This is a genomic window from Mesorhizobium sp. L48C026A00, assembly GCF_000502375.1.
GTDB classification, from domain to species: domain Bacteria; phylum Pseudomonadota; class Alphaproteobacteria; order Rhizobiales; family Rhizobiaceae; genus Mesorhizobium; species Mesorhizobium muleiense.
Map to the genome: position 1 here is coordinate 98904 of NZ_AYWU01000006.1, position 18534 is coordinate 117437.

General features: G+C 62.1%; 19 protein-coding genes. 6 read left to right on the forward strand and 13 right to left on the reverse strand.

Annotated elements, in window-relative coordinates; translation table 11 throughout:
• Positions 1-34 precede the first annotated feature (34 nt).
• From X738_RS54520 to X738_RS54575, 11 genes are all read right to left on the reverse strand, one after another.
• Positions 35-319, reverse strand: coding sequence for a copper-binding protein (locus tag X738_RS54520; RefSeq protein WP_023798539.1), 285 nt, complete (start codon positions 317-319; stop codon positions 35-37).
• A 25-nt stretch (positions 320-344) separates the two neighbouring features.
• Complete coding sequence (locus tag X738_RS54525) at positions 345-833, reverse strand: cupredoxin domain-containing protein (protein ID WP_023798540.1); 489 nt, start codon at positions 831-833, stop codon at positions 345-347.
• Between the two features lie 42 nt (positions 834-875).
• A complete protein-coding gene (locus X738_RS54530) occupies positions 876-2234 on the reverse strand; it encodes a multicopper oxidase family protein (RefSeq protein WP_023798541.1) in 1359 nt (452 codons plus the stop codon).
• 17 nt (positions 2235-2251) lie between these two features.
• Positions 2252-3712 (reverse strand): TolC family protein, encoded by a 1461-nt coding sequence (locus X738_RS54535; RefSeq protein WP_084833677.1) that lies wholly within the window; start codon positions 3710-3712, stop codon positions 2252-2254.
• Between the two features lie 312 nt (positions 3713-4024).
• On the reverse strand, positions 4025-4390 hold the full coding sequence (locus X738_RS54545; protein WP_023798544.1) for a hypothetical protein: 366 nt from the start codon (positions 4388-4390) through the stop codon (positions 4025-4027).
• Positions 4391-4553: 163 nt separating this feature from the next.
• Entirely contained in the window at positions 4554-4991 is a 438-nt protein-coding gene (locus tag X738_RS54550) for a YqaA family protein (RefSeq protein WP_023798545.1), read from the reverse strand.
• A gap of 26 nt (positions 4992-5017) precedes the next feature.
• The gene (locus X738_RS54555; RefSeq protein WP_023798546.1) at positions 5018-7021 is read right to left on the reverse strand and encodes a DUF4396 domain-containing protein; all 2004 of its coding nucleotides are present in this window, start codon (positions 7019-7021) and stop codon (positions 5018-5020) included.
• Positions 7022-7084: 63 nt separating this feature from the next.
• Positions 7085-7645: a cytochrome c gene (locus X738_RS54560; RefSeq protein WP_023798547.1), complete on the reverse strand. Its 561-nt coding sequence runs from the start codon at positions 7643-7645 to the stop codon at positions 7085-7087.
• Positions 7642-8040 (reverse strand): Cu(I)-responsive transcriptional regulator, encoded by a 399-nt coding sequence (gene cueR, locus X738_RS54565; protein WP_023798548.1) that lies wholly within the window; start codon positions 8038-8040, stop codon positions 7642-7644. The genes X738_RS54560 and cueR overlap by 4 nt, the downstream gene beginning before the upstream one ends.
• A 9-nt stretch (positions 8041-8049) precedes the next feature.
• On the reverse strand, positions 8050-10566 hold the full coding sequence (locus tag X738_RS54570; protein ID WP_023798549.1) for a heavy metal translocating P-type ATPase: 2517 nt from the start codon (positions 10564-10566) through the stop codon (positions 8050-8052).
• 205 nt (positions 10567-10771) lie between these two features.
• Positions 10772-11938: an FAD-dependent monooxygenase gene (locus X738_RS54575; RefSeq protein WP_023798550.1), complete on the reverse strand. Its 1167-nt coding sequence runs from the start codon at positions 11936-11938 to the stop codon at positions 10772-10774.
• A gap of 208 nt (positions 11939-12146) precedes the next feature.
• On the opposite strand from X738_RS54575, the gene X738_RS54580 reads away from it, so the two are divergent.
• On the forward strand, positions 12147-12809 hold the full coding sequence (locus tag X738_RS54580; protein ID WP_236391751.1) for a hypothetical protein: 663 nt from the start codon (positions 12147-12149) through the stop codon (positions 12807-12809).
• Positions 12810-12841: 32 nt separating this feature from the next.
• On the opposite strand, the gene X738_RS84670 is transcribed toward X738_RS54580, so the two are convergent.
• Positions 12842-13042 carry a hypothetical protein gene (locus tag X738_RS84670; protein WP_023798552.1) on the reverse strand — a complete coding sequence of 67 codons (201 nt, stop codon included), beginning with the start codon at positions 13040-13042 and terminating at the stop codon, positions 12842-12844.
• A 214-nt stretch (positions 13043-13256) separates the two neighbouring features.
• On the opposite strand from X738_RS84670, the gene X738_RS54590 reads away from it, so the two are divergent.
• The 5 genes from X738_RS54590 (at position 13257) to X738_RS54610 (ending at position 18120) form a co-directional block, all read left to right on the forward strand.
• Positions 13257-13976: a FadR/GntR family transcriptional regulator gene (locus X738_RS54590; RefSeq protein ID WP_023798553.1), complete on the forward strand. Its 720-nt coding sequence runs from the start codon at positions 13257-13259 to the stop codon at positions 13974-13976.
• Between the two features lie 60 nt (positions 13977-14036).
• Positions 14037-15011: a sialic acid TRAP transporter substrate-binding protein SiaP gene (locus X738_RS54595; RefSeq protein WP_023798554.1), complete on the forward strand. Its 975-nt coding sequence runs from the start codon at positions 14037-14039 to the stop codon at positions 15009-15011.
• Positions 15012-15091: 80 nt separating this feature from the next.
• Entirely contained in the window at positions 15092-15664 is a 573-nt protein-coding gene (locus X738_RS54600) for a TRAP transporter small permease (RefSeq protein WP_023798555.1), read from the forward strand.
• A 3-nt stretch (positions 15665-15667) separates the two neighbouring features.
• Complete coding sequence (locus X738_RS54605) at positions 15668-17074, forward strand: TRAP transporter large permease (protein ID WP_023798556.1); 1407 nt, start codon at positions 15668-15670, stop codon at positions 17072-17074.
• Positions 17071-18120, forward strand: coding sequence for an L-idonate 5-dehydrogenase (locus tag X738_RS54610; RefSeq protein ID WP_023798557.1), 1050 nt, complete (start codon positions 17071-17073; stop codon positions 18118-18120). Before X738_RS54605 ends, X738_RS54610 begins: the two co-directional genes overlap by 4 nt.
• A 231-nt stretch (positions 18121-18351) precedes the next feature.
• Here X738_RS54610 and X738_RS86005 read toward each other — a convergent pair whose 3' ends face one another.
• Entirely contained in the window at positions 18352-18519 is a 168-nt protein-coding gene (locus tag X738_RS86005) for a hypothetical protein (protein ID WP_023798559.1), read from the reverse strand.
• Between the last annotated feature and the right edge of the window lie 15 nt (positions 18520-18534).

An 18534-nucleotide genomic window follows, 5' to 3' on the forward strand; every position in this document is an offset into this window, starting at 1 on the left:
CCGTTGCTCACAGCCCGCGGCGGATGGCGTGCATTTACTTGATCGCTATCACAGTCATGCGCCCGTTGACGCGGTCGGCTGCAAACTCGATTGCTTGACCCGCTTTGACCTTCTCGATCATGCCGTCCTCCGCGACGACGAACACCATCGTCATCGCGGGCATGTCGAGATTGGTCAGCGGCTCATGCTTGATCGTCAGCTTCTTCTGTTTGGCGTCGACCTTGACGACTTCGCCCTTCACGTATTCCTGCGCAAGCGCGCTCCCGCCGATGGCGAGCGCGAGCGCGAGGGTCGAGAAAGCTCTTATCAATATCTTCATGACTGCTTCCTTTGCGATTTGGGGGTTAGTGGGCGACGGTGATATCGCCCTTCATGCCGGAATCGTAGTGACCCGGGATCAGGCAGGCGAAGCCGAATTCGCCGGCGTTGGCGAACGTCCAGATGATCTCGCCTCTGGCGCCGGGCGCCAGCCGGATCGAATTGGGATCGGCGTGCTCCATCTCGGGGAATTTCTCCATCAGCGCCTTGTGCTCCATGATCCCGTCATGGACGTCCATGACGAATTCGTGGTCGACTTGGCCCTTGTTGACGAACTCCAGGCGAACGGTCTCGCCCTTCTTCACCTTGAGCACGGCCGGCTGGAACAACATTTTTCCGTCGTCCTTCTCCGACATTGAGATGTTGATGGTCCGCTTTGCCTTGCCAGCCTCGCCAGGGCTGCCGATCGGCATCGTGGCGGCTTTGTCGCCATGGCCTCCAGCGTGGGTTCCACCGGCAAGAGCTGCTCCCGAACTGACCGCCATCAAAACGGTCGCTGCGATTATATATTTCATGCTGCACTTTCTCTCATGGTTGAGGTTGAGGGGTTTCGGTTCTCATCCCTGTTTGCCGTGACCGCCGTGCGCTGCCGGGGCCATCGTTTTTGCGTCGCCTGATTTCGTCGGAGCGGGGACATCCCCCTTCCATTCGTAAGCCACGGTTCCCTCCGGATGCTGGTACCAGCCCGGATCGGCGTAATCGCTCGAGGCGAGACCCTCGCGAACCTTCACCACCGAGAACATGCCGCCCATCTCGATGGCGCCGAATTGGCCCCAGCCGGTCATCATCGGGATCGTGTTGTCGGGAAGCGGCATCTCCATCTCGCCCATGTCGGCCATGCCGCGGTCACCCATGGCCATGTATTCGGGCTGGACCCGGCGGATTTTGTCGGTGACCTTCGAGTTGTCGACGCCGATAAACGTGGGCACGTCGTGGCCCATGGCGTTCATTGTGTGGTGCGACTTATGGCAATGAATCGCCCAGTCGCCCTCGTATTTGGCTTCGAACTCATATGCCCGCATGGCGCCGACGGGGATGTCGATCGACACCTCCGGCCACCGCGCCTCCGGCCGGACCCAGCCGCCATCGGTGCAGGTCACCTCGAAATCGTAGCCATGCATGTGGATCGGATGATTGGTCATGGTCAGGTTGCCCACCCGGACCCTGACCCGGTCGTTTTTCGCCACTGGAAGATGGCTGATCCCCGGAAAAACGCGGCTGTTCCATGCCCAGAGATTGAAATCCGTCATCTCCATGATGCGCGGGACGTACGACCCCGGTTCGATGTCGAAGGCGTTCAGCAGGAATACGAAATCGCGGTCCACGCGCATGAACTTCGGGTCTTTGGGATGAATGACGAAGAAGCCCATCATGCCCATGGCCATCTGGACCATTTCGTCGGCGTGCGGGTGGTACATGAATGTGCCGCTCTTCACGAGGTCGAACTCGTAGACGAAGGTCTTGCCGGGCGGGATGCCGGGCTGGGTTAGACCGGTCACTCCGTCCATGCCGTTGGGCAGGATCATGCCGTGCCAATGGATCGTCGTGTGCTCCGGCAGTTTGTTTGTTACGAAGATGCGGACTCGATCGCCCTCGACCGCCTCTATGGTCGGGCCGGGAGATTGACCGTTGTAGCCCCAGAGATAGGCAGTCATGCCGGGCGACATCTCGCGCTCGACCGGCTCGGCCACCAGATGGAACTCCTTCACGCCGTTGTTCATGCGCTGCGGAAGGGTCCAGCCGTTGAGCGTCACGACCGGCTGGTAGTCCGGTCCGCTCGTTGGGAAGATCGGAGGCTGCATGTCGGGGGACTCCATGATTGCAGCGTCGGGCAGCCCCATCGCGGACGTTTTGGTCCATGCAGTGGCGCCGGCGAGCAGGGCTCCCGCGCCAAGCAACTGACGTCTTGAAAGCATTTTCTTCTCCTTGAGGTTCAGTGGCCTTCGGCGCCCGCTTCGGCTGCTGCCGGTGCGTCGCCGCCGCCGGGCGAGCCTGCGCCGCCACCGTGGATGGCGGTCCCGAGGTCGACGTCGGCCAGCCAGAAATTGCGCTTGGCGTTGAGGGAAAGCATGATCGAGCTGATTTTCGCGCGTGTGTCCGCCAGCAGCTCGAACGTGTTGGTGATCATGCCGTTGTAGGTGAGGAGCGACTCCGCCTCGATCTTTGTTCGCAGCGGCACGACATTGTTCCGATAGTGCCGGGCAATGTCGTAAGTCGAACGGTAGGCGTCATAGGCGGATCTGGCCTCCGACCGGATGTTGACCGCCTTTTCGGCCATCCGATTTGCGGCTTGCATGTAACCAAGCTCGGCCTTGCGCATGCGTGCCTCGCCGGTGTCAAAAATCGGAATGACGAACTCGAGCTCGAGAGTGGGTGAGACACTCGTTTCCGTCGCACCCTCCTCCGACTCCTCGCGTTCCACCTCCACACCGGAAAGTAACTCCAGATCGCTGACGTAGCGCGTCGCCTCGGTCAGACCGTAGGATTTCGCCAGCGCTTCCAGCTCTAGTTTCGCGATCTCAAGGTCGACGCGACTTCTTAGCGCCTCCGCCTCGATTGCGCGTTTGGCCTTGGCGCCTTTGGGCAAGGCTGGAAGCATGTTGGGAACCGAGTAATCGACGTCCGGTCCCCATAGACCCATCAGCCGGGTGAGCTCTTCCTTGGCGGTGCGGGCGGCGAGCCGCGCCTCCGCCGCCTGCCCGGTGATCTCGGCATAGAAGACGTGTTCGCGGGCTTGGCCGGTCTTTGTGAAGGCGCCCGTCTCTCCAAGTTTTTGAGCGAGTTCGGAGGCAGCATCGGCGGCGGCTTGCGCCTTGCTCAGATAGGAAACGCTCTCCCAGGCCGAGACGGCGTTGATCCAGGCCCGCCGCGTGTCCGCGGCCAGTCGTAACGTTTCTTCGGCGGCGCGGAGCTGGGCCTGACGAAAACGTGCATCCGCGACTGCGATGCGCCGCTTGTGAGTCGCCAGCGCAAGGATGTTGCTGACCACCGCTCCTTCAATCGTCCGCACAGGATCGACGCCGATCATGCCGATCGAGATCGTCGGATTGACGAGCATCGATTCCTGCCACATGTCGGCCGCCGACAGGCCGATCTCGGTGTAGGCGGCCTGCAGGCCCTTGTTGTTGAGCAAGGCGACCTGCACCGCGGTGTCTGGACCGATTGTTTTCTTCTGGACGAGGCTTTTCACGCGCTCTGAAACCGTCCGCGCTTCCTCGCTGGATTGCACCCAGACGGTTTTCTTGCCGGTCACGGATTCGGCACGTGCCGCGACTGTCGTGAAACCAGCCATGGGGGCTGAGATGCCATCAAGGGCCCCGCTTGTCGTGCATCCGGCAGCGATCAGCGGGATGGTTACCATCGCAGCTATGGTCAGGGGCCGGCACTTCATGATCCGGCTCCCGGGTTCGCAGAGGAGCGTTCTTCATTGAGACGCCGCCAATTCTGCGGGTCGACTGGCTCCCGGTGGCTATAGACGACGACCGGATGGTAGTGCGCATCACGGACGCCCATTGCCGGATCGGCCGGATTGAAGGTGGGAAGGATGTCCGGCGGCGTGGTCGCCGCACATCCGGTAACTAACAGCGATGCGAGCATCGCGGAGCTTGCGATTTTCATTGTAGACCTGAAGCATGACGTATGCGTTTGGCCGCGCGGGAACGGATTCCCGACGCTGCGCGCGAACGCCCGAAGAGGGCGCGTCAGTTCAGATGTGTTTGGGGGGCCTTATCAGCGCTGCGTATTCGCCAAGCGGCAAAGTCACGGCAACGCCCGACGCAAAGCAGCGGGAGACAACATGCTCCAAGTCAGGGCATTCGACCGGCACCGCATGTGCCGGTGCACAATGGACTTCGCAGGTTTTGTCAGAGGATTGCTTGTCGCCGTGATGATGCTCCGACGTGTCCGCGTCGTCCGCCGTTGCGCCTTGATGGCCCATATCGTGTGCGGGTGTCTCGGCCTGGAGATCCACCCCGGCCTGAATATCCGCCCCGGCATGAAAACCCGTGGCATTGGCTGCGGCGAACAGACCAGGCTGAAGAGCCGACATGACCAGGAACACGACCGCCAGCATTGCTCGGAGCGGTATGCTTCCTAGGATCGTAGTTCGACCAAGAGTCCTCATCGCACCCTTCCGACAATTGTTCGTCTGATTTGTCAAGGTCGCCGCGGCCGCTTTGTTGCATTGCAACCAAAAAGTGAACGCAACGCCTGCTGCGATGTCCGCAATTTCGGTTTTACATCAGGCCCAGCACCGCTCCGGCGACAACCAGATAACGCGAAACCTTCGCGAGGGCGACGATTACGACAAAGCTCCATAGCGGCTCGCGCAAAACCCCAGCGACCATGGTCAGTGGATCGCCGACGATCGGCATCCAGCTTAACAGGAGCGACCACCTTCCATAACGGCGATACCAGTTCGTGGCGCGGTTGAGCGTCGCGGGACGCAGCGGAAACCAGGGCCTGTCCCGGAAGCGTTCGATCCCTCGACCAAGACCCCAGTTCACCACAGAACCCAGGACGTTGCCCAGGCTGGCGACAAGAACCAGCATTGCGGGCGAGAACGAATCCATGGCGAGGAGCCCTGCAAGGGCGGCCTCCGACTGCGCCGGGAGGATGGTCGCCGCAGCGAAGGCAAGACCAAACAGGCCGCCGTAGATGGCAAGGATATCCATCTACGTTTCGCCTTGCGGAGCGGGCTTCAGGGTTGCACATCGATTACGACCATCAGTCCGCCACCGCCCTTATCTTCGACATTGTTGTTGGTCGTATGATGCCCGATATGGCAATGGATCAGCCATTTTCCGGGCCGACGTGCCCGCCAGACGACATCGTAGCGTTGCCCTGGTCCGACGTTGACTGTGTCGGCAAGGAATCGTGCCGACGCCGGGATGGTCTCGCCGTCGCGGGCGACAACTTCGAAGGGACCGCCGTGGATGTGCATAGGGTGGATAAACCCATTATTGGTGCCGATGAAGCGCACCTTCAGAGTTTCGCCGACCTTCATCCTGATCGTGTCCGTCGACGGATAGGCGCGGCCGTTGATGGTGAAATAATTCGGCTGCCCGCCGTCCATCGGCATCGACGGAAAAGTCAGGCCCTCCCGCATCAGCCATTCCTGAAGCTGGATAACATAGTCGTGGTCTGCCGCAATCTCGTCCTGGGGATTGGCGGGATCGATGATGAGTGCACCGTAGAGTCCGAGCGCCTGCTGGCGATCGACATGGTCATGCGAGTGATAGAAGTAGGTTCCCGATTGGCCTGCCGTAAATTCGTATCGGTAGCTGCCGCCGGGCGGGATCGGCTCCTGCGTGATCTCGGCCGGGCCGTCCATTTCGTTCGGCAGGATCAACCCGTGCCAATGGATGGTCGTACTCTCCGGCAGGCGATTCGTGACGTTGATGCGCACCCGGTCGCCTTGCCGGATATGCAGCCGTGGGCCGGGAACCTGGCCGTTGATCGCATAGGCGTCGACTTTCACGTCCGCCAGGATCGCCCAGCGGATGACCGAGGTTTCCAGGTCGAACACCTTTACCCCGTTCTCCATCCTGGCTTCCAGTTCCCGGTCGCCGCGAACCTCCAAGCCATGGCTGGCCGTGATCAGGCGAGGATGCACGGCGGCCATGTCCAGCATCGCTGCAGCCGGCGTGTCGCGGTCCATGATCATGCCGGGCGGCATGATGGCGCCGCCTACGTCTCGCGCGCTGAGGGTGAGGTTCACCCAGTTGGCCGGAGCGATCATGCCGAGCGCCAGCGCGAGTACGGACACGCCGCCGAAGGCCGCGAGTTGCGGCACAGTTGCATCCGGTTCCATACCGTTGTGACCGCCATGCGAACCACGCAACCCTCCTCCCCCATCGCCGTGGGAGGAGCCATGGCCGGATCCATGATGGCCAGGCCCGGGATTACCGCCTGGGTTGGCATGTCTGGGCTTGGCATGTTCATCGAGGCGCGCGTAAGCGTGTTGCCCCACCATCCCGGCTTTCGCGCCGCTATGTGCGTGCTCGCGCCTGCCTTCCCTTGCCTTGTCGAGCTCCGGTTCGCGTTCGGTCATCAGCCCGTGCTTCAGTCCACGGGCCACCATCCATATGTTGGCGGGATATGCGGTGACGAATCCAACGATCACGCCGAACGACATCACGCCCCAGAACAGGAGCTCGGTCGGTTCCATGGCCCGCATGTCGCTGCCCATCATCAGGAAGCTCATGATCGGCGCCATGCCCGCCATCATGAAATTCATGCTGATGAATTCCGGCATGAAGCTCTTGCGGACATTCTCCCAGTAGGTGCCGCCCATCATCGATTTCATGAACAGCGACTGGAAGATGAACAGGCCGAATGCGAAACCGGCAACGTACTCGACAACAAGATCGATCCACATCGGCAGCCCGAGAGCGGCGGTGATTGCCGCAGCAAGGATGATCCCGGTGGCGTCTCCGGCGACGCAGTGGATCGTCGAGCCGACGCCTTGCTTCCAGAGCGGTTTGGTGAACGCCTCATGTTCGCCTGGCCGAGGCTCCTTGTCGGCCAGCACGTAGATCAGCAGCCCCAGCGGCCCCATATAAAGCGTGACCAGGATGAAACCCCATTTCATCACCACGGGTTCGGGGTTGTTGCGGAACTGGTCCCACGCAACATAGGCCGTGCTCAGGCCCGCCAGAACGAACCAGACTGCGAGGAAGTAGTCGACGGGCTGTACGAACATTGCAGGATTCCTGTCGATTGTCGTCAATGTCACCTCCGGCATCGGGTGAAGTCGATGCCTTGCCTACTGCCGTTTCTCCCTGAACTTGGCGTGGCAGTTCGTGCAGTTCTGCAGCATCAGATGGAATACGTGTTCGGCTGGGATCTTCGAAGGATCGGAATCGGCCGCGGCGCCAGCCCGTTTTCCGAGCAGGCTGCTGCCCATTGCCATTCCGGGTTTCATCCTCATGGCTTCCGTAATGCCTTCGGGCGCATCGTCAGCCGCATCTGACAGCGCCGCAGCCAGGCTTTCGAGATGGCGAGCGAGCGCGGCGAATTCTTCTTGGGACTGACCGATATCCGCCTTAGCGGCCGAGGGTTCGCCAAGCGAGCCCGCTGGAAATGCGTCCACCATGGCACTTCCGGACCGGCGGCGAATGGTTTCGGTTGCCGCCTTGAAGGCTGCGGCATCGTAGGCCACCTTGCCGGCAAAAATTTCGGAGATGGTCTTGGCGGCGCTCGCCATCGCCTTCATCGACGCTTGGCGCTCGGCGACGACTGGGGCGACGGCTGTCTTCGGGAGCGCCGTCCCGGCGGCGATCCCGGCGATGACAAGGACTGCTGCAATGATGGGGACGCGCCTCACTGAACCGTGCCGTGTCCAGCAAGCCCGTCGATGATCGGGCAATCAGGTCGGTCATCGCCGTTGCAATGGTCGGCCAGATGCCGAAGCATGTCCCGCAGCCCGGCGAGTTCCGCAAGTTTCCGGTCGATTTCGGCGAGCTTGGCTTCCGCTATGGCCTTCACATCCGCGCTCTCGCGCTCCTTGTCGCGGTAGAGCGAAAGGAGTTGTCGGCATTCCTCCACAGAGAAGCCAAGGCTTCGGGACCGCTGCAGGAAGCGCAGTCGATGCACGTCGGCCGTCGAATAATCCCTGTACCCGTTGTCGGCACGATCAGGCCTAAGAAGACCGATGTCTTCGTAGTATCGGATGGTCTTTGGCGGCAGGCCGGACTTTTCTGCGGCAGTTCCTATGTTCATGGTCTGACCTCAAAGCTTCAAGGAACGAAGTCGCAGCGCGTTTCCGATCACGGAAACCGACGAAAGGCTCATTGCTGCTGCCGCGATCATCGGTGACAGCAGCGTGCCGAAGATCGGGTAGAGGATGCCCGCCGCTACCGGCACGCCGAGTGCGTTGTAGACGAAGGCGAAGAACAGGTTCTGCTTGATGTTACGGATCGTCGCCTGCGACAGCCGCCGCGCCCGGACGATGCCGTTGAGGTCGCCCTTGACCAGCGTGATGCCGGCGCTCTCGACCGCAACATCGGCGCCGGTTCCCATGGCGATGCCGACATCGGCCGCCGCCAGCGCCGGTGCGTCGTTGACGCCGTCGCCGGCCATCGCGACGCCCGCGCCCTTCGCATGCAGTTCGTCGATCAGCGCCTTCTTGCTCTCCGGCAGCATGTCGGCGCGCACCTCGTCGATGCCGAGCTTCGCCGCCACCGCTTTCGCTGTGCGCTCGTTGTCGCCTGTCGCCATGATGATCCTGAGTCCGCTGTCATGCAGGGCGCGGATCGCTTCCACCGTCGTCGCCTTGATCGGATCGGCCACGGCGACGAAACCGGCAAGCCTGCCGTCGGCCGCGACGAACATCACCGTCTTGCCGTCGGAACGCAGCGCGTCGGCACGCTCCTTCGCCACCTCCAGGCCGATGCCCAGATCGTCCATCAGCGCCTGATTGCCGAGCGAAACGGCGCGGCCCTTGACCGTTCCCGTGACGCCCTTGCCCGTGACGGCCTCGAAATCCGCTGCGTCTTCGACGGTCGCGCCGCGCTCCCGCGCGCCATCGACGATCGCCTCGGCAAGCGGGTGCTCCGAACCCTTCTCGAGGCTGGCGGCAAGGCCGAGAAGTTCGGCCTCGTCAAAGCCATCGAACCCGACGACGTCGGTCAACTTGGGCTTGCCCTCGGTCAGCGTGCCGGTCTTGTCGACGATCAGCGTGTCGACCTTGGAGAAGCGCTCCAGCGCTTCGGCCTCCTTGATCAGCACGCCAGCCTGCGCGCCGCGTCCCGTGGCGGTCATAATCGACATTGGCGTCGCCAACCCAAGCGCGCAGGGACAGGCGATGATCAGCACCGAGACGGCCGAAACGATGGCGAAGACCATGCTCGGCTGAGGCCCATAGATGGCCCAGACGATGAAGGCGACGATGGCGACCAGAACGACAGTAGGCACGAAGTAATAGGAGACGCGGTCGGCAAGTCCCTGGATGGGCGCTCTGCTGCGCTGCGCCTTGGCAACCATTTCGACGATGCGCGACAGCATCGTATCGGCGCCGACCTTTTCGGCGCGCATGACCAGCGTTCCGTTCTTGTTGAGCGTGCCGCCGGTCACAAAGTCGCCTTGCGTCTTCTCGACGGGGACAGGTTCGCCGCTCAGCATCGATTCGTCGACCGAGGAGCGGCCTTCGAGCACCGTGCCGTCGACCGGCACACTGTCGCCGGGGCGCACGCGGAGCCGCTCGCCGGCCTTGACTTCATCGAGCGGCACGTCTGCCTCCGAACCGTCCGCCGCAATTCGCCTGGCCGTCTTCGGCGCCAAGTCGAGAAGCGCGCGGATCGCCGAGCCGGTGCGCTCCCTTGCCTTCAACTCCAGCACCTGGCCGAGAAAGACCAGCGCAACGATCACCGCGGCTGCCTCGAAATAGACCGGGACCGTGCCGCCATGGCCGCGGAACTGGTGCGGGAAGATATCCGGGAACAACGTCGCCACGACGCTGTAGACATAGGCCGTGCCGACGCCGATCGAGATCAGCGTCCACATGTTCGGACTGCGGTTGACGATCGACTCCCAGCCGCGATGGAAGAAGGGGATCGCCGCCCAGAGCACCACCGGGGTCGCCAGCGCCAACTCAACCCAGGCTGCCGGATGTTCGCCGAGCCAGTCGCGGAACGGCAGACCCAGCATCGGTCCCATGGTGATCAGAAGCAGCGGGATCGACAGGACGGCACTTACCCAAAAGCGGCGGGTGAAGTCGACGAGTTCCGGATTGGGACCTTCGTCGCCGGTCGGCACACCCATCGGCTCCAGCGCCATGCCGCAGATCGGGCAAGCGCCGGGCTTGTCGCGGACGACCTCGGGATGCATCGGGCAGGTATATTGCGTGCCCTTCGGCATCGGTTCCGGCGCCGGCTGGCCGCTCAGATATTTTCCGGGGTCGGCGTCGAACTTGGCCTTGCAACCAGGCGAGCAGAAGTAGAAACCCTTACCTTCGTGGCGCACGAAGTGTTTTGCCGTGGCCCGCTCGACTTTCATGCCGCAAACCGGATCGGTCGCCGTCAGAAAGGCTTCCGGCTCCTTCAAGAATTTCGTCCGGCAGCCTTCCGAACAGAAATGATAATTGTGGCCGTTGAAGGTCGCCGACGGCTTTCCCGCCGCCGTATCGACTGTCATGCCGCACACAGGGTCGCGGGTGACGGCGACCGACGTAGCAGCCGGCGGGCGTGAGGAACAGCACGAGCCATGGGAGGCGCCAGCGTGGGCGGCATCATGGTGATGGTTGGTCATGGAGCACTCCTAAACAGGCAACTCCGCTACCTACTACGGTTTCCAGTTACTGGAAGGTCAAGTGGCTTTCTGCGAAATGATTCCGCCTTCTGCTGCCACGGCCCGCGTCTCCGAGGTTTGCCGCAGGGGGCTGCAGCTTTCGCTTACACGGAGGTTTCGAGATAGACGCCTCTTCGCTCGCCGCTGAGCGTTGGAATCGCCGGCGCTAGGCGGCGACCCTGACAGGCTCGAAATCTATATCGAGAACCGCCTCGAGCTGCCGGTCCATGAAACGCTCCGGTATGCTCTTTACCAGCAAGTTGCGTAGCGGGACGACAAGCGGGTTCTGCCACTGCGCCACTTTCGCATAGAGGCGCGATTCAGCCGCGACCCTATGTGCCCTGCTGAGACGGCGCTTGTCATACTCGCGGATGGCCCGGTCGGTCGGAAGCCGCCCGAACAACGCTGCAAGAACGGCCGCGTCTTCGATCGCAAGTCCGGCTCCTTGTCCCAGATCGGGCGTCACCGCATGCGCGGCGTCGCCAAGCAAAACCGCCTTTCCGTGCGTAAACGAGGGCATTGGATCGAGATCGAGTATATCCGTCCAGATCAGCGAGTCCGCCGGTGTCCGATCAAGGACCTCCGGGACTGGCTGGTGAAATCCGGAAAACATCGCCTGCACTTCTGCAAGATCGGCCTGAGCCAGCTTGGGGTCGTCCCGGTGATTCGCGCCACAGCAAGCAAACCAGTAGATCCTTTCGCCGGGGATCGCGGCCAGGCCGATGCGTTTTCCGGCCCCCCAGCTTTCGGTAAGACGCGTCGGGTCCATTCCTTGCGGGAAACCGGGCGCGATGGCGCGCCAGCAGGTGTAGCGGGCGAAATGCTCGCGCGACTGCGGAAACAGCGCCCTACGAACCGCGGAGTGAATGCCATTGCAAGCGAGCACCAGCTCGCTTTCCACAATCTCCCCATTTGCGAAGCGCAGGGCAATATTCTCACCAACCTGCCGTGCATCCACGCATTCCATGTCGGTGCGGATGACAGAACGCGGTAGTTCCGAAAGAAGGGCCTTGTGGAGATCGCCACGGTGCAGCACGGCCATGCTGAGGTGACCATATAGCTGACTGAAGCGCTGAAAATCCGTGGATTGGAGAACTTGTCCCTTGTCGTCGAGAAGGTCGAGTCTGTGTATTGGCTGCGCCTCGGCCACAACCGCTTCATATAGGCCGAGCGTACGAAGGGCACGAAGCGCATTGGCGCTGAGACTGAGACCCGCACCCAGAGGTTTCAGTTCGCTCGCCTGCTCGTAAATCTCGGTCTCCCATCCGAGGAGTCGCAGGCCCCTGGCAACTGCAAGTCCGGCGATGCCTGCACCAATGATGACTGCGCGCATGTTCACGCTCCCTTTCGCCTTTGCCACGCGGCAAAACACGTTGCGAGACCAAAGTGTTCCCGAGGAAACAGGCGGCTAACGCCTTCTCCAATTTCACTCGAAGGGAGGTCTGCGGTGTGGCGTACCGACGCCCTGGAGCTCTGACGATCGCGTCCGAGATTCGCGAAACCGTGTTACAGGCGCTAAATAACTTCGCATGGACAGGGATATGAGCCAGACGCAGAGTTCCGTCGGCGCTTCGGCTACGGTGGCATTCATCGATCTTGCGGGCTTTAGCGCCATCGCGGACGTTTATGGAGATGCAGCGGCAATCGATGTGCTCGAGATTTTCGAGAGCATGGTCCGCGAGGCGCTTGCTGGCTACGAGCCTCCGATCAAGTGGATCGGGGATGAAGCGATGCTCTCGTTTCCGGAGCCGGAGTTAGCGATCCAGGCGCTTGGAACGCTGTTGCAGGCATGCCGGGAAGAACCGCGCCTTCCGCTCACCCGGTCGGCGCTGAACCATGGACCGGTCATCCGCAGGGCAGGTGATCTGTTTGGATCGACCGTCAACATAGCGGCACGTATTGCTGCGCTTGCGTCCCCCGGTCAATTGCTTGCGACTCAACCCATTGCCGACGCCGCTGCCGCCAAAGGCATCTTGGTGCGGGATCTTGGAGAGGTGGCGCTGCGGTCGGTAGCTGATGAAATCCCTCTTTACGAGATCGAACTTGCCCCCTCGCCTGACCCGGCCTGGATCGATCCAGTGTGCAAGATGCATGCTCCGTATGCATCCTATCGACGGGCCGCCCCAGAAGGGCCATGGTTTTGTTCGCCGCGTTGTGAAGAGGCATATCGGAAGTCGCCGCAGGCCTATCCACTGGCTCGATGACACGGCTCCCCTAGCTGCCCTGGCGCCCCCTCTCAGTCTATACTCATTGCGCAGGTGAGATATGCTACGGTGCCGGAAGTCGCCTCTGCATGATCCGCTGCCACAAGTGGCACATTGGTGCCGATGAAGCGCACTTTCAGAGTTTCGCCGACTTTCATCCTGATCGTGTCCCTCGAAGGATAGGCGCGGCCGTTGATGGTGAAATAATTCGGCTGTCCGCCGGCGGAAACCACGCGATAATCCTTCCAGCTGCTGGAAGTTCAAGAGTTGCCGTCCAGCCATGGCCGATCCGTCGTTTGCAAGAAAGTCACGGAGAATGGGTTCCCATCGGCGTTCTCTGCTACTTGACTCTCAGCCTTTTTCGCGGCAGGTTTCGATCAATAGGTCAGACCAATTTACCGATCCGGGATCTGCCAGATGATTCCGTTGAAGTAGAACTGGGTAACAATGCCGATCCAGGCCGTTGAACCGCGTCGACTTTACCGACAGATCGCCGATCAGCTCAGGCAGCTGATCGACGCGGGTGAGTTCGCAGTCGGCGATCGGCTGCCGACCGAGCGCGAGCTGGCCGATCAGCTTGGCATCTCCCGCCCAACCGTCCGTGAAGCGCTGATCGCGCTCGAGGTCGAGGGGCGCATACGCATTCGCGTCGGCTCGGGCATCTACGTCACCGAACCGCCGCGCGCCGAAATTTTGACGGCAGAAATGGATGAAGGCCCGTTCGAGCTGTTGCGGGCGCGCGAGTTCATCGAAGGCGCGATCGCCGCCGAAGCCGCCCTCCATGCCCGGCCGATCGACATCGAACATATGGACGACGTGCTGCGCCGCATGGAGGACATACCTCGCCCGACCAGGATGACGATCGCGCTCGACCGCGAGTTCCATACGATAGTGGCGGGCATTCTCGGAAACGCCGTGCTGGTGCGCTGCATTGGCGAGCTCTTCGACCAGCGCATGAACCCATATTTCGAACGCCTGTCGAGCTATTTCGAGAACAGGGAGTCCTGGCGGGCCGCCGCGGAGGAGCATCGCGCCGTGCGCGACGCGATCGCGGCGCGCGACCCTGAACGGGCCAAGGCCGCCATGCAAGAACATCTGCGTCAGTCGCAACTGAGATTCTCACGCAATTTCGGTGAGAAATCCGCGGCCAGGGAGGTCGCGGGATAGGAGTCAGCCGACCGGGAGGGTCCTGTCGGCACCGTCAATCCATTCACAGGGAGGAATATGATGTTGAGGAAATACGCCGTTCTGCTCGGCACGATCGCCGCAATCGCTCTGCCCATGGCTTCGGCCTCTGCACAAACCGCGCTGAAATGGGCCCATGTCTACGAAACGTCCGAACCCTTCCACACCGAGTCGGTGTGGGCGGCAGAGGAGATCAAGAAGCGCACCGACGGCCGCTATACGATCGACGTCTTCCCGGCTTCGCAACTCGGCAAGGAAGCCGACATCAACCAGGGGCTGACCCTCGGCACGGTCGACATCATCATCTCCGGATCGAGCTTCGCCGCCCGCGAATACCCGCCGATCGGCGTGACCTACTTCCCGTTCACTTTCCGCGACGCGGATCACCTGCTCGCTTACACCAAGAGCGCCAAATACAAGGAGTTGACCGCCGGCTTCGAAGAGGCCTCCGGCCATCACATCACCGCGACCACCTACTACGGCACGCGTCACACGACCTCCAACCGGCCGATCGAGAAATGCGCCGACATGCAGGGCCTGAAGATCCGCGTGCCTGATGTGCCGGCCTATCTCGCCATGCCGCGCGCCTGCGGTGCCAACACCGCGCCGATCGCCTTCGCCGAGGTCTATCTCGCCTTGCAGCAGGGTACGGTGGAAGCGCAGGAAAACCCGCTGACGACGATCGACGCCAAAAAATTCTACGAAGTGCAAAAGCACATTATCCTGACCGGGCACATCGTCGATCATCTCAACACGCTCGTGTCGCAATCGCGCTGGTCGCAATTGTCGGACGAGGACAAGGCGATCTTCACCGAGGTGATGCAGGAAGCCGCCGCGCGAGCGACCAAGATCATCGTCGATCGCGAGAAGGCTTTGGTCGAAACCTTCAAGGAGCGCGGTCTCACCGTCACCGAAGTCGATCGCGCCGATTTCGAAAAGAACGTGATGGAGAAGGTGACGTTCGAGGAGTTCGGCTACCGCAAGGAGGATTGGGAGGCGATCCGCGCCGTCAAGTAAGCCCGCATCGATCCGGGCCCGGCGCGACAAGCGCGTCGGGTCTGTCGAGCCCGCTGTCCAACAGTGCCCGGAGCTTGCCGATGACCCAAGAGGTCCACACCCAGGTTACAGCAGAAGAACTGGCGCATGCCTTCGAGGAAGAAGCGCCGCCCATCGATCTGTCGCGATACGCGGTGGAGGACTGGGTCACGCTCGCCGTGTTCTGGGGCATGTCGTTCTGCGTGTTCCTGCAGTTCTTTACGCGCTACGTCATGAACAACAGTTTTGCCTGGACCGAGGAGATCGCCATCAACTGCCTCGTCGTCGTGGTCTTCCTGGGCTCGGTCATGTGCACGCGCACCACGCGCCACATCCACGTCGACGTGCTCTATCACTATCTCCCCGCTGGGGCCGGGCGCTACCTGGCGCTCGCGGTCAATGTGATTACCATTTGCTTCTTCGCCTACATGTCCTGGCTCCTCTGGCGCTATGTCGGGATCGTCCACCGCGAGCGGATGGTCACCATCAACCTGCCGCGCAACGTCGTCTTCTACGCCGTCTTCGCCGGTTTCGTGCTGATGATGCTGCGCGCCATCCAGGTCTTCATCGGCAACATTCGCCGTGGCTACTCGGCGCTGGAGCGCCCCGCCGCGTTCGACGGATTGGGGGAATAGGCCATGCTGCTTCTGATCGGAGCCTTTCTCGTCCTGATGCTGGTCGGCGTGCCTGTCGCTGTGTCGATGGCGGTGTCGTCGCTGCTCTATCTCGTCTTCTATGGCGTGGCGCCTGACATCATCGCCGCGCAGCGCATGATCGCCGGTGTCGAGAGCTTTCCGCTGCTTGCCGTGCCGTTCTTCATCTTTGCCGGCAACCTCATGAACATCGCCGGTGTCACCGGGCGGATCTATTCCTTCGCGCTGGCGCTTGTCGGCTGGATGAAGGGCGGCCTCGCGCAGGTGAACATCATCGGATCGGTGGTCTTCGCCGGCATGTCGGGCGCAGCCCTTGCCGACGCCGCCGGCATCGGCACCATCGAGATCAAGGCGATGAAGGACCACGGCTATCCCGTCGAGGCGGCGGTCGGCGTCACCGCCGCCTCCTCGACGCTCGGCCCGATCTTCCCGCCGTCGCTGCCCTTCGTCATCTACGGCATGATGGCCAACGTCTCGATCGGCGCGCTGTTCATGGCCGGCATCCTGCCCGGCGTCGTCATGACGGCGCTGATGATGGTGACGGTCGCGATCTTCGCCCACCGCCGGGGCTGGGGTTCGGACACGCCGTTCAAACTGAACCGGCTCGCCGCCGCCTCGATCGAGGTCGCCGTCGTGTGCTGCTTTCCGCTGGCCGTTTATGTCCTTGTCCAGACGGGACTGTCGCTCAACATTGCTGTTGGCATCGTGCTCGTCGTCCTGATCGCCTGCGACTGGTATTTCGACTTTTCCGCCGTCATGGCGCTGATGACACCGATCATCCTGATCGGCGGCATGACCATGGGCTGGTTCACGCCGACCGAAGCGGCCATGGCCGCCGTCATCTGGTCGTTGTTTCTCGGGCTTGTGCGTTATCGGACGATGACACTTTCAGCCCTCGCCAAGGCCAGTTTCGACACGATCGAGACGACCGCGTCGGTCCTCTTCATCGTCACCGCAGCATCGATCTTCGCCTGGTTGCTCACGGTCAGCCAGGCGGCGCAGCTGTTCTCGGTCTTCATCACATCGCTGACCGAAAACAAATGGGTGTTCCTGATCCTGGTCAACATCCTGATGCTGGTCGTCGGTTGTTTTCTGGACACGATCGCCGCCATCACGATCCTTGTGCCGATCCTCCTGCCGATCGTGGTTCTCTACGGCATCGATCCGGTGCATTTCGGTCTGATCATGACGCTCAACCTGATGATCGGTCTGCTCCATCCGCCGCTCGGCATGGTGCTGTTCGTCCTCTCGCGGGTCGCCAAGCTGTCGGTCGAACGTACGACCATGGCAATTCTGCCCTGGCTCGTGCCATTGATCGTCGCGCTGATCCTGATCACCTTTGTCCCCGCCATCTCGCTGTGGCTGCCGACGCAAATGGGGCTGATCCGTTGATCGACAGTCCAGTCGCCGCGACGCTGTTCGGCCCTGAGGATCTGCGCGTCGTCGAGCACCCGCTCGGCCCCCTCGCGCCCCGAATGGTGCGCGTGCGCTTCGGCGCCGGCGGCATCTGCGGTTCCGACCTGCACTATTTCCGCCACGCGCGGACCGGCGACTTTGTCGTCACGTCGCCGCTCGTGCTCGGCCACGAGGTCGCCGGAGAGATCGTCGAAATCAACGCGGACGCGCCAGGACTTGCCGTCGGTGATCGCGTGGCGGTCAACCCGTCGCGCTGGTGCGGACAATGCGCCCGATGCGCAGAGGGCCGCGCCAATCTCTGTGAAAACATCTATTTCATGGGCTCGGCGTCGAAAACGCCGCACATGCAAGGCGGTTTTGCCAGCGTGTTCGATGCCACGCCGGCGCAATGCATCAAAGTCCCGCATGCTGTTGCCTACCAGGCGGCGGCACTTGCCGAACCGCTCGCCGTCAGCCTGCATGCCGTGGCGCGGGCCGGCGACATCGCCGGCCGCAACGTCATCCTGATCGGCGCCGGCCCCATCGGGCTCCTGACCATGCTCGCCGCCAGGCTCAAGGGTTGTGGCGAGCTCACCGTCGCCGACATAGCCGAGGCGCCGCTCGCCTTCGCCAGCAAACTTGGAGCAAACAGGACGGTCAACGTGTTCGGCGGCGATGACGAACTCAAGGCGCTCGCGGCCGACAAGTTGATCGATGTCGCGTTCGAGATTTCAGGCACCGCCGCGGGTCTCGCAGCTGCGATCGCCAGCGTCCGGCGCGGCGGCACGGTCGTTCAGGTCGGCAATCTGCCGGGTGGTCAGATCCCGGTGGCCGCCAATGCGGTGATGGCCAAGGAAATCAATCTGAACGGCACGTTTCGTTTCGGCGCGGAATTCAACGAAGCGGTCGACCTCATCGTCAGCGGGGATATAGATGTCCTGAAGCTGGTGACCGCCGAACGCCCCCTCTCCTCGGCCTACGATGCGTTTGCCCTGGCCGCCGACCGCTCGCAGAGCGTCAAGGTGGTGCTGACCGCCGACTGAGGCGTTTTTCCCGGCGCCTCCCCACCAGGGGTCGGTTCCGGTAGGGGCGAAATGGCCCTCTAAGCGTTCTGCTCCTTCGGCCACAGATACTAGCCGGTCAGTAAAAAATGTGCGCCCAGGCCAGCGGCGAGATGTGCGCCAGAAGGTCGGGCGCTACATCGTATACCTCGTTCCGTCGTCCCGCGACGGCGTGGCCGAGGCGCGAGCGTCGCGCCATCAATGGCCGCGCGGTCACTTGGTCCCGATGCCAATATTGACGGGGTTTCTCAGGATGGCCGAGCCGTCATCGCCGGCCCGGTCGCGCACCATGCGGTCGAGCGTCTGGCGAATGACTCCGCGCTCGCTTTCGCTCAACGCGAGGCTGCCAAGCACTTCCTCGACAATTGGATTGCTCCACACGATCCAGTCCCATAG